Annotated in this window: 10 protein-coding genes and 1 riboswitch; of the genes, 8 read left to right on the forward strand and 2 right to left on the reverse strand. The window is 69.5% G+C overall.

Features of this window, described 5'->3' with window-relative positions:
* Window positions 1–218: 218 nt before the first annotated feature.
* From ACIBTM_RS30465 to ACIBTM_RS30500, 8 genes are all read left to right on the forward strand, one after another.
* The gene (locus ACIBTM_RS30465) at window positions 219–593 is read left to right on the forward strand and encodes a hypothetical protein (protein ID WP_395880584.1); all 375 of its coding nucleotides are present in this window, start codon (window positions 219–221) and stop codon (window positions 591–593) included.
* A gap of 258 nt (window positions 594–851) precedes the next feature.
* A riboswitch (glycine riboswitch) is annotated at window positions 852–953 on the forward strand.
* A 43-nt stretch (window positions 954–996) separates the two neighbouring features.
* Window positions 997–3,828, forward strand: a complete 2,832-nt coding sequence (gcvP, locus tag ACIBTM_RS30470) for an aminomethyl-transferring glycine dehydrogenase (protein ID WP_395880585.1) — start codon at window positions 997–999, stop codon at window positions 3,826–3,828.
* 8 nt (window positions 3,829–3,836) lie between these two features.
* Window positions 3,837–4,928 (forward strand): glycine cleavage system aminomethyltransferase GcvT, encoded by a 1,092-nt coding sequence (gene gcvT / locus ACIBTM_RS30475; protein WP_395880586.1) that lies wholly within the window; start codon window positions 3,837–3,839, stop codon window positions 4,926–4,928.
* A gap of 17 nt (window positions 4,929–4,945) precedes the next feature.
* Window positions 4,946–5,323: a glycine cleavage system protein GcvH gene (gcvH, locus tag ACIBTM_RS30480; protein ID WP_125673314.1), complete on the forward strand. Its 378-nt coding sequence runs from the start codon at window positions 4,946–4,948 to the stop codon at window positions 5,321–5,323.
* Complete coding sequence (glyA, locus tag ACIBTM_RS30485; RefSeq protein WP_395880587.1) at window positions 5,324–6,592, forward strand: serine hydroxymethyltransferase; 1,269 nt, start codon at window positions 5,324–5,326, stop codon at window positions 6,590–6,592.
* Window positions 6,589–7,590: a lipoyl synthase gene (gene lipA / locus ACIBTM_RS30490; protein WP_395880588.1), complete on the forward strand. Its 1,002-nt coding sequence runs from the start codon at window positions 6,589–6,591 to the stop codon at window positions 7,588–7,590. Before glyA ends, lipA begins: the two co-directional genes overlap by 4 nt.
* Before the next feature lie 16 nt (window positions 7,591–7,606).
* A complete protein-coding gene (locus ACIBTM_RS30495; RefSeq protein ID WP_395880589.1) occupies window positions 7,607–8,980 on the forward strand; it encodes an L-serine ammonia-lyase in 1,374 nt (457 codons plus the stop codon).
* Window positions 8,981–9,010: 30 nt separating this feature from the next.
* Window positions 9,011–9,733 (forward strand): FadR/GntR family transcriptional regulator, encoded by a 723-nt coding sequence (locus tag ACIBTM_RS30500; protein WP_395880590.1) that lies wholly within the window; start codon window positions 9,011–9,013, stop codon window positions 9,731–9,733.
* On the opposite strand, the gene ACIBTM_RS30505 is transcribed toward ACIBTM_RS30500, so the two are convergent.
* Window positions 9,707–11,377 carry a SulP family inorganic anion transporter gene (locus ACIBTM_RS30505; protein WP_395880591.1) on the reverse strand — a complete coding sequence of 557 codons (1,671 nt, stop codon included), beginning with the start codon at window positions 11,375–11,377 and terminating at the stop codon, window positions 9,707–9,709. The two genes, ACIBTM_RS30500 and ACIBTM_RS30505, sit on opposite strands and share 27 nt — an antisense overlap.
* 4 nt (window positions 11,378–11,381) lie before the next feature.
* Window positions 11,382–11,711 (reverse strand): ArsR/SmtB family transcription factor, encoded by a 330-nt coding sequence (locus ACIBTM_RS30510; RefSeq protein ID WP_395880592.1) that lies wholly within the window; start codon window positions 11,709–11,711, stop codon window positions 11,382–11,384.
* Window positions 11,712–11,770 lie beyond the last annotated feature (59 nt).

Here is an 11,770-nt window from a genome sequence, read left to right on the forward strand (position 1 = left end):
CCCCGCATTTCGTCCGCCACGGGCGCGCCGCGGGGCTCGCAACAGCGCGTGACGGCCCCCTTCCCTCGGCTCAGCCGAGGGAAGGGGGCCTTCACGCGCGGAGGTCTCGGCAGTCACTCGTCCCGGTGGCTGGGATGGCGACCCGCTGACCTGCGCTGTAGTTCTGGGATCGCGGAGCCGGACGGTTCCGCGATCCGAGAAGCGCGGGAGGCCCCAGGATGACCCGGCAGATGAGCACCGCCATGCGTGACTGCATCGACCTGTGCAACGAGTGTCACGTCCGGTGCGAGGAGATGATGACGCGCTGCATGGAGATGGGCGGCGCGAAGCTCGGGATGATGATGGTGACCTGCGCGGACATGTCCCGCATGTGCGCCGACATGATGATGCGCTGCTCCGCGATGGTCGCCGACCTCGAAATGATGCGCATGTGCGCGAAGATGTGCGGGCTCGCCTCCCAGATGATGCGCATGTGCGCCGAGGAGTGCGCCAAGACCGGCGACGCCGAACTCGCCGACGCGGCCGACATGATGATGCGCTGCGCCGAGCTCTGCGGCACGATCACCGCCGAGATGATGATGGAGAACGCGTAACTCGCGTGCTCAGGGCCGTGACTCGCGTGCTTGGAGGCGGAACTCACGAGTCTCGCCTCCAAGCACGCGAGTCACGGCTCCAAACACGCAAGTGACGTGTCCGGCGGTGAGTAGACGCGCGCTGAACAGGCCAGGTACGGTGTGCGCACAACTACAGACAGGGCCGTCGAGCTGGAGCGGGAGAGCCCCCACGAACGTGGTGGGGCACCGAAGGAGCAAACTCCCCGGAATCTCTCAGGTACCCACTACCGCTTCACGCGAGGCCACTCTGGAAAGCAGGCGCGCAAGTGCGCCTCACCCAAGGTGAAAGCCACCCTCATCGGTGGTGAAACTCTCAGGTGCCATGACAGAGGGGGAGTTCCCAGCGCACCGGTCTATCCGGTGCCTGATTGAAGGAGCTCCCTTGACCAGTACGTCCTTCGACGACCGGCACATCGGCCCCTCGGAGTCCGAGCAGGCCAAGATGCTCGCCGAGGTCGGCTTCGGCAGTCTCGATGCCCTGGTACAGGCCGCGGTGCCGTCCGCGATCCGCGTCACCCGTGACCTCGAGCTTCCCCCCGCCGCGTCCGAAGAGGACGCCATCGCCGAGCTTCGCGCGCTCGCCGCGCTCAACAAGCCGATGACGCAGATGATCGGCCTCGGCTTCCACGACACGGTCACCCCGGCGGTCATCCGCCGCAACGTGCTGGAGAACCCGGCCTGGTACACGGCGTACACGCCCTATCAGCCGGAGATCTCGCAGGGCCGTCTCGAAGCCCTCCTCAACTTCCAGACCATGGTCTCCGAGCTGGCCGGTCTCGCCACCGCGAACGCCTCCCTGCTCGACGAGTCCACCGCGGTCGCCGAGGCCGTCATGCTGATGCGCCGCGCGTCGAAGGCGAAGTCGAACAAGGTCGTCCTCGACGCCGAGTGCCTGCCGCAGACCATCGCCGTCGTGCGCACCCGCGCCGAGGCCATGGGCGTCGAGGTCGAGGTCCGCGACCTGCTCACCGGCCTGCCGGAGGAGTTCTTCGGCGTCGTCGTCCAGTACCCGGGCGCTTCCGGCGTGCTGCGCGGCGCGGGCTTCTACTCCGCCATCTCCGAGACCGCGAAGTCCGCCGGTGCCCTGTACACCGTCGCCGCCGACCTGCTCGCCCTCACGCTGATCACCGCGCCGGGTGAGTTCGGCGCCGACATCGCCGCCGGTTCGACCCAGCGTTTCGGTGTCCCGCTCGGATACGGCGGCCCGCACGCCGGCTACATGGCCGTCCGCGCCGGGCTTGAGCGCTCGCTCCCGGGCCGCCTCGTCGGGGTGTCGGTCGACGCCGACGGCAACCCCGCGTACCGCCTCGCCCTGCAGACCCGCGAGCAGCACATCCGCCGCGAGAAGGCCACCTCCAACATCTGTACCGCGCAGGTCCTGCCCGCCGTGCTCGCCGCGATGTACGCGGTCTACCACGGTCCGGACGGCCTCAAGCGCATCGCGGCCCGCGTCCACGAACTCGCCGCCGGCCTGGCCGGAGCGCTGCGCGCGGGCGGCGTCGAGGTCGTCCACGAGGGCTTCTTCGACACCGTCCTCGCCCGCATGGCCGGACAGGCCGAAGCGGTCGTCGCGGTCGCGCGGGAGAACGGGATCAACCTCGGCCTCGTCGACGCCGACCACGTCCGCATCGCCGTCGACGAGGTCACCACACCCGCGATCATCGCCAAGGTGCTCAACGCGTTCGGCGTCGAGAACAAGGCCGAAAGCGCCCAGGCGCTGCCCAGCGGTCTCGGCCGCGAGAGCGAGTACCTCACCCACGAGGTCTTCCACTCGCACCGCTCCGAGACCGCGATGCTGCGCTACCTGCGCAGCCTGTCCGACCTCGACTACGCGCTCGACCGCGGCATGATCCCGCTGGGCTCCTGCACGATGAAGCTCAACGCCACCACCGAGATGGAGCCGATCAGCTGGCGCGAGTTCGCGGGGATCCACCCGTTCGCCCCGGTCGAGGACGCCGAGGGCTACCACGTGCTGGTCGAGCAGCTGTCGGGCTGGCTCGCCGAGGTCACCGGCTACGACAAGGTGTCGCTGCAGCCGAACGCGGGCAGCCAGGGCGAGCTCGCCGGTCTGCTCGCGATCCGCGCGTACCACCGCGCCAACGGTCAGACCGAGCGTGAGGTCTGCCTGATCCCGTCGTCGGCGCACGGCACGAACGCCGCCTCCGCGGTGATGGCCGGGATGCGCGTCGTCGTGGTCAAGTGCACCGCCGAGGGCAACGTCGACCTCGAAGACCTGCGCGCCAAGGTCGAGGCCAACCGCGACACGCTGTCCGCGATCATGGTCACGTACCCGTCCACGCACGGCGTGTACGAGAACGGCATCGACGAGCTGGCCAAGATCGTCCACGACGCGGGCGGCCAGGTCTACGTCGACGGCGCGAACCTCAACGCGCTGCTCGGGCTCGCGAAGCCGGGTGAGTTCGGCGGCGACGTCTCGCACCTGAACCTGCACAAGACCTTCTGCATCCCGCACGGTGGCGGCGGCCCCGGCGTCGGCCCGGTCGCGGTCCGCGCGCACCTCGCGCCGTACCTGCCGAACCACCCGCTGCTGGAGAAGGCCGGCCCCGAAACCGGTGTTGGCCCGATCAGCGCCGCCCCGTACGGCTCGGCGTCGATCCTGCCGATCTCGTGGGCGTACGTCCGCATGATGGGCGCGGGCGGGCTCACCGCCGCGACGCAGGTCGCCGTCCTCGCGGCGAACTACGTGGCCAAGCGCCTCAACCAGCACTACCCGGTGCTCTACACCGGCCAGGACGGCCTGGTCGCGCACGAGTGCATCCTCGATCTGCGCGGGCTCACCAAGGAGACCGGTGTCAGCGTCGACGACGTCGCGAAGCGCCTGATCGACTACGGCTTCCACGCCCCGACCATGTCGTTCCCGGTCGCGGGCACGCTGATGGTCGAGCCGACCGAGTCCGAGGACCTCGGCGAGATCGACCGCTTCATCGAGGCGATGATCGCCATCCGCGCGGAGATCGACGCCGTCGCGCAGGGCAAGTGGGCCGCGGACAACAGCCCGCTGCGCAACGCCCCGCACACCGCCGAAACCCTCGTCGGGGACTGGGACCTGCCGTATGACCGCGAACTGGCGGTGTACCCCGCCGGGGTGAACCGCAAGTCCAAGTACTGGCCTCCGGTGCGCCGCATCGACGGTGCGCACGGGGACCGTAACCTCGTCTGCTCCTGCCCGCCGCTCAACGCCTACGAGAACTGAGGCACTTGATGTCGAAAGAGACGTCCCTGCACGGAGTCCACAAAGGACTGGGTGCGCTGTTCACCGACTTCGCGGGCTGGTCGATGCCGATCCGCTATTCCAGCGAACTGGCGGAGCACAAGGCGGTCCGCGAGGCCGCGGGCCTGTTCGACCTCTCCCATATGGCCGAGATCGAGGTGACCGGCCCGCAGGCCGCCGACACCCTCGACTTCGCGCTGGTCGGCAACCTGTCCGGGGTCAAACCGGGCCGGGCGCGCTACACGATGATCTGTGACCCTAGTGGTGGCGTGCTGGACGACCTGGTCGTCTACCGCCTCGCCGACGAGAAGTTCCTGGTCGTGGCCAACGCGGGCAACGCCACCGTGGTCGCGGAGGCGCTGGCCGAGCGGGTCTCGGGTTTCGACGCGGTCGTCGAGAACAAGTCCGAGGACGTCGCGCTGATCGCCGTCCAGGGCCCGAAGGCCGTCGAGATCCTCGGCGCGGTCACCGACGCGGATCTGGGTGCGCTCAAGTACTACGCGAGCGTCCCGGCCGTCGTGAAGGGGCACGACGTCCTGCTGGCCCGCACCGGCTACACCGGCGAGGACGGCTTCGAGTTGTACGTCCCGGCCGGTGAGGCTCCCGCGGTCTGGCGCATCCTCACCGAAGCCGGCGAGCCGCACGGCCTGCTCCCGGCGGGCCTCGCCTGTCGTGACACCCTGCGCCTCGAAGCCGGAATGCCGTTGTACGGCAACGAACTCAGCCTCCAGCTGAGCCCGTTCGAGGCAGGCCTCGGCCGCGTGGTCAAGTTCGAGAAGCCGAACGACTTCGTCGGCAAGGCCGCACTCGAGGAGCTGTCCAAGAAGGACGTTCCCCGGGTCCGCGTCGGGCTCAAGGGCTCCGGCCGCCGCGCCCCGCGTCACGGCTACACCGTCCTGGCGGGCGAGACCGAGATCGGCGAGGTCACCAGCGGTGCCCTGTCGCCGACCCTGGGTTACCCGATCGCCATGGCCTACGTCGACCGGGAGCACTCCGAGCCCGGCACCGAGCTTTCCGTCGACATCCGGGGCCGGATCGAGCCCGTCGAGGTCGTCGCCCTGCCCTTCTACTCCCGCGCCTGAAAGGCTCTCCTCTGATCATGAGCATCCCCCAGGACCTGAAGTACACGAAGGAACACGAGTGGCTGAGCGTCGCCGACGGCGTCGCCACCGTGGGCATCACCGCCTTCGCCGCCGAGTCGCTCGGTGACATCGTGTTCGTCCAGCTTCCCTCGGTCGGCGACACCGTCACCGCGGGCGAGGTGTTCGGCGAGGTCGAGTCGACCAAATCGGTCAGCGAGCTGTACGCACCTGTGGACGGCGAGGTCGTCGAGGTGAACGAGGCCACAACGGACACCCCCGAGCTCATCAACTCGGACCCGTACGCCGAAGGATGGCTCCTGAAGGTGCGTCTGTCCGGCGACGTGCCCGCCCTGCTCGACGCCCAGGCGTACGCCGTCTTGACCCAGGAGAACTGAATGTTCAACGCTGCCCTGTCCGAAGTGGACCCGGAGGTCGCCACCGCCGTCGCGGCCGAACTCGACCGGCAGCAGTCGACCCTGGAGATGATCGCCTCGGAGAACTTCGCCCCGGTGGGCGTGCTCGAGGCGCAGGGTTCGGTGCTGACCAACAAGTACGCCGAGGGCTACCCCGGCCGCCGCTACTACGGCGGTTGCGAGCACGTCGACGTCATCGAGCAGCTGGCGATCGACCGCGCGAAGGCCCTCTTCGGCGCCGAGCACGCCAACGTCCAGCCGCACTCGGGCGCGCAGGCCAACGCCGCCGCCATGGTCGCGGTGCTCAACCCCGGCGACACCATCCTCGGTCTCGACCTCGCGCACGGCGGGCACCTGACCCACGGGATGAAGATCAACTTCTCGGGCAAGCTCTACAACGTCGTCGCCTACCACGTCGACAAAGAGACCGGGATCGTCGACATCGAGGAGATCGAGCGCCTCGCCAAGGAGCACAAGCCGAAGCTGATCATCGCCGGCTGGTCGGCGTACCCGCGTCAGCTCGACTTCGCCGAGTTCCGCCGCATCGCCGACGAGGTCGGCGCGAAGGTCATGGTCGACATGGCGCACTTCGCCGGTCTGGTCGCGGCCGGGCTGCACCCGAGCCCGGTGCCCTACGCCGACATCGTCACCACGACCACGCACAAGACCCTCGGTGGTCCGCGCGGCGGCATCATCCTGTCCCGCCAGGAACTCGCCAAGAAGATCAACTCGGCGGTGTTCCCCGGCCAGCAGGGTGGTCCGCTGGAGCACGTCATCGCCGCCAAGGCAGTCGCGCTCAAGATCGCCGCGAGCGAGGAGTTCCGCGAGCGTCAGCAGCGTGTGCTCGAAGGCGCGAAGATCCTGGCCGACCGTCTTTCGCGCACGGACTGCAGCGAGGCGGGCGTCCGCGTGCTGACCGGCGGCACCGACGTGCACCTGGTGCTCGTCGATCTGGTCAACTCCACTTTGGACGGTCAGCAGGCCGAGGACCGGCTGCACTCGGTCGGTATCACGGTCAACCGCAACGCCGTCCCGTTCGACCCGCGTCCGCCGATGGTCACCTCCGGCCTGCGGATCGGCACCCCGGCGCTGGCGACCCGCGGCTTCGGAGCCGAGGACTTCGCCGAGGTGGCCGACATCATCGCCGAGGCGCTGCGCCCGGACTTCGACGAAGACCTGCGCCAGTCGCTGTCCGCCCGGGTCGAGCTGCTGGCCAAGAAGCACCCGCTGTACGCGGACCTCGGCCGATGAGCGCGCTCCCCGAGGGGCGCAAACTTCTCCGGCTCGAAGTCCGCAACGCGCAGACGCCGATCGAGAAGAAGCCGCCGTGGATCAAGACCCGTGCGCGTATGGGCCCGGAGTTCACGGAGCTCAAGGGACTGGTCAAGCGTGAAGGCCTCCACACCGTGTGTGAGGAGGCCGGTTGTCCCAATATCTATGAGTGCTGGGAAGACCGTGAGGCGACGTTCCTGATCGGTGGTGACCAGTGCACCCGGCGGTGTGACTTCTGCCAGATCGATACGGGTAAGCCGGCGGCGCTGGACCGGACCGAGCCGCGCAAGGTCGCCGAAAGCGTCCAGGCGATGGGCTTGCGCTATTCGACGGTCACCGGCGTCGCGCGCGACGATCTGGAGGACGGTGGCGCGTGGCTGTACGCCGAAACCGTGCGTCAGATCCACGCGCTGAACCCCGGCACGGGTGTCGAGCTGCTGATCCCGGACTTCAACGCGGATCCGGAGCAGCTGGCCGAGGTGTTCGGTTCGCGGCCGGAGGTGCTCGCGCACAATGTGGAGACGGTGCCGCGGATCTTCAAGCGCATCCGCCCCGGTTTCCGGTACGCGCGGTCGCTGGAAGTCATCACGAAGGCCCGTGAGGCCGGTCTGGTGACGAAGTCGAACCTGATCCTCGGCATGGGCGAGACCCCGGAAGAGGTCGCGCCCGCGATGAAGGATCTGGTCGACGCGGGCTGCGAGATCCTCACGATCACCCAGTACCTGCGGCCCTCACCCAGGCACCACCCCGTGGACCGCTGGGTCAAGCCGGAAGAGTTCGTCGAGCATTCGAAGGCCGCCGAAGCGATGGGTTTCGCTGGTGTGATGGCCGGGCCGCTCGTACGCTCGTCGTATCGGGCCGGTCGCCTTTTCGCCCAGACGAAGGCCCACCGCGGCGAAGCGCTGTCGGAGAACCTGGCCCATCTCGCCGCCGAAGGGCCCGCGGCCCAAGAAGCCAGCTCACTGCTGGCCAGATAGGAAGGAGGGCAGATCAATGGCGATCAGCGTCTTCGACCTGTTTTCGATCGGCATCGGCCCCTCCAGCTCCCATACGGTGGGCCCGATGCGCGCCGCACTGACCTTTGTGGACGGTCTGGCGGCGGACGGTGACCTCGCCGCCACGACCCGCGTCCAGAGCGAGCTTTTCGGCTCGCTCGGCGCGACCGGGTTCGGGCACGGCAGCGACAAGGCCGTGCTGCTCGGGCTGTCCGGGGAGCGTCCGGAGGAGATCGACACCGGCACGGTGCCCGGCAAGATCGCGGAGATCCGCGAATCGGGCAGGCTCCGGGTGCGCGGCGAGCACGAGATCGTGTTCGTCGAGGACACCGACCTGACCATGCACCGGCGGAAGTCGTTGCCCGCGCATCCGAACGGGATGATCTTCCGCGCGTTCGACGCCGACGGGAAGGTGCTGCGCGAGCGCACCTACTACTCCGTCGGCGGTGGCTTCGTCCGCGACGAGTCCTACGAGACCGACACCGTCGTCGTCGAGGACTCGACGAAACTGGAGTTCCCGTTCCGCACCGGCGCGGATCTGCTGAAGCACTGCGAGGACACCGGGCTGTCCATCAGCGAGATCATGCTGCGCAACGAACTCGCGTGGCGCACACGCGAGGAGATCCGCGAAGGGCTGCTGGAGATCTGGCAGGTCATGGCGGAATGCGTGCGCAACGGTTGCGAGCACGAGGGTGTCCTGCCGGGCGGCCTGAAAGTGCCTCGGCGCGCGAAGGCGTTGCACGAGAAGCTGCTCGCCGAGGACGGCGTCGGCGACCCGCTGTACGCGATGGACTGGGTGAGCCTGTACGCGCTGGCGGTCAACGAGGAGAACGCCGCGGGCGGCCGCGTCGTCACCGCGCCGACCAACGGCGCGGCGGGGATCATCCCGGCGGTCCTGCACTACTACCAGCGGTTCATCCGGGGCTCGTCGGACGACGGCATCGTGACGTTCATGCTCACCGCGGGCGCGATCGGCTCGATCCTCAAGCAGACGGGCTCGATCTCGGGCGCCGAGGTCGGCTGCCAGGGCGAGGTCGGTTCGGCCAGCGCCATGGCCGCCGCCGGGCTCACCGAGGTCCTCGGCGGTTCACCCGCGCAGGTGGAGAACGCCGCAGAGATCGGCGTCGAGCACCACCTCGGGCTGACCTGCGACCCGGTCGGCGGGCTGGTGCAGATCCCGTGCATCGAACGCAACGCCGTCGGCGCGTCGAAGGCGATCCACGCGGCGCGGATGGCGATGCGCGGCGACGGTTCGCACGTCGTGACGCTGGACAAGGCGATCAAGACGATGCGCGAGACCGGCGCCGACATGAGCGTCAAGTACAAGGAGACCGCGCGCGGCGGCCTCGCCGTCAACGTCATCGAATGCTGAGACGAATTGCGGGCCGCCTAAACTCGAAGGGTGGAGTCGAGCACGGTCGCGAACGCGGGTGACGCGCTGTTCCGCCCGGTGCGCGCGGGCAACGCCTTCGAGGAGACCGTCGAAAGGCTGCTCCAGGCGATCCGGCTGGGCGTGGTGGGCGCGGGAGAGCGGCTGCCCTCGGAACGTGAGCTCGCCGAGCGGCTCGGGGTCAGCCGGGTGACCCTGCGCGAGGCCATCCGCGCGTTGTCCGACGCGGGCTACGTCGAGTCGCGGCGCGGGCGGTACGGCGGCACGTTCGTCAACGACGTCCTGCCCGACCCGCCCGCCGCCGACGGCCGGAAGGTCGACAACGCCACGCTGGAGGACGCGCTCGGCCTGCGGCACGTCCTGGAGACCGGCGCCGCCGAGATGGCGGCCTCGCGTTCGCTCAGCCCGGCCGACCGGCAGCATCTGACCAGCACGCTCGCCGAAGCCGCGGCGGCCGACCTCGGCGACTACCGGCGCAAGGATTCGCGGCTGCACCTGGCGATCGCCGAGGTCACCGCGTCCGGCTCGCTGACCACGGCGATGGCCGACGCGCGGATGCGGGTCAACCAGCTGCTCGACATGATCCCGCTGCTCGAACCGAACCTGGAGCATTCCAACGCCCAGCACGAGGCCATCGTCGACGCGATCCTCGCCGGGGACTCCGAGGCGGCCCGCCGGGCGATGGCGGAACACATCGAAGGGACCGCTTCACTGCTTCGCGCGTTCCTCGCTTGAGGTCAGCAGCGCGTGCGCGAAATCGATGGCGTGCGGCGTATCCGGGAACACCCGGCCCTCCGCGCGGAGCCGGTCCGCGACGCCGAGTTCGTCGAGCACCTTCTCGTGGCCGGGTCTGATACCCGACACCAGGACCGTGATCCCGCGATGTTCGAGGCGTTCGATGGCGTCGCGCAGGACGAGGGCGCCGGTGGCATCGATGGCCGACACCCGTGACATCCGGAGGATGACCACCCGCACGTCGGCCACCTCGGACAGTTCCAGCAGGAACTGGTGCGCCGCGGCGAAGACCAGCGGTCCGTCGAGCCGGAACGCGACGATGTGCTCGTCCAGGAGCGCCCGTTCCTCGGCCGCGTGATCGGCGTGGTCGAGCGCGACCTCCTCGATCTTGGCCGCCTTCGCGATCGCCCGCAGTGCCAGCGCGCCCGCCACGACGAGGCCGAGGATGACCGCGGTGACCAGGTCCAGGATCAGGGTCGCGGCCGCGGTGAGCACGAGGACCAGCGCGTCACGCCGGGTGGACCGCAGGAGCGCGCGGACCGAGCCCGCCTCGACCATGCGGACGGCGGTGGCCAGCAGCACGCCGGCGAGCGCCGCGATCGGGATCGTGGCCACGAGCGGCGCCGCCGCGAAGACGATCACCGCCAGCACCACCGCGTGGGTGAACGAGGCCAGCCGGGACTTCGCCCCGGCGCGGACGTTGACCGCGGTCCTGGCGATCGCCGCGGTGGCCGGTACGCCGCCGAACAGCGGGGTGACGAGATTCGCGAGGCCCTGCCCGAAGAGTTCCCGGTCCGGGTCGTGGCGTTCGTTGACGCTCATCGCGTCGGCGACCGTGGCCGAAAGGAGGCTTTCCAACGCGGCCAGCGCCGCGACCGCGACGGCGGAGGGGGCCAGCGCGCCCAAGGTCGACAGATCCAGGAAGTCCAGCGAGGGCGCGGGAAGGCCGTTGGGCAGGGCGCCGATACGAGCGACCGGCAGCTGCGCGAAGTGGCTCACGAGGGTCGCGACGGCCACCGCGACCAGCGAGAACGGGATCGACGGCCGCCACCTCGCGCCGAGGAGCATCATGGCGGCGACCCCGGCGGCGATCGCGATCGACGGCCAGGCCGGATGCCCGGCGAAATCGGCCACCGCCTTCGCCGCGACGACGGCCACCTTCTCGCCTTCCGGGGTGGCGACGCCGAGCGCGGCGGGGACCTGCTGCAACGCGATCACTCCGGCGATGCCCAGCGTGAAGCCTTCGACCACCGGCGTCGGCACATAGCGCATGTACCGGCCTGCGCGGGCGACCGCGAGCAGGAGCAGCAGTACCCCGGCGAGCAGGCCCACCGTCAGCACGCCGCCCGCTCCGTGCGTGGCCATGATCGGCACCAGCACCACGGTCATCGCCCCGGTCGGCCCGGACACCTGGAGGTTGGAGCCGCCGAAGATCGCGGCCAGCGCGCCGGCGACGATCGCGGTGACCAGCCCGGCTTCGGCTCCGAGGCCGGACGAGATGCCGAAGCCCAGCGCCAGCGGCAGGGCGACGATCGCGACGGTCAGGCCCGCCGTGAGGTCGCGCCGGGGAGAGCGCTTGAGCGTCCGCAGGTCTTCACGTCCGGGCAGGAGCGAGCGCAGGTTCGAAAGCTTCGGTCCTGACATGGGGTTACTCGGCCTCGCGTAGTTGGGCCAGCAGGGCGTTCTGGTCGGTCAGCAGCTCGGTGAGGATCCGCCGGGCCGCGCGCAGCAATTCGACGACGTCCCCGCCGGCGAGCGCGTACACCACCGTCGAGCCCTCGCGGGTCGAGGTGACGATTCCCGACCGGCGCAGGACGGCCAGCTGCTGCGAGAGGTTGGAGGCCTCGACCTCGATTTCGGCGAGCAGTTCGCGGACGGCCTTCGGGCCTTCGGCGAGCAGTTCCAGCACACGGATCCGGACCGGGTGGCCGAGCATGCGGAAGAACTCCGCTTTGGCCTGGTACAGGGGGACGGGCACCTGGTCACATTATCAAATGAAGAATTCTGCAAGTCATTAACCGGGAGTGGAGCGGGGCC

The organism is Amycolatopsis sp. NPDC049868, from assembly GCF_044461365.1.
Classification (GTDB): domain Bacteria; phylum Actinomycetota; class Actinomycetes; order Mycobacteriales; family Pseudonocardiaceae; genus Amycolatopsis.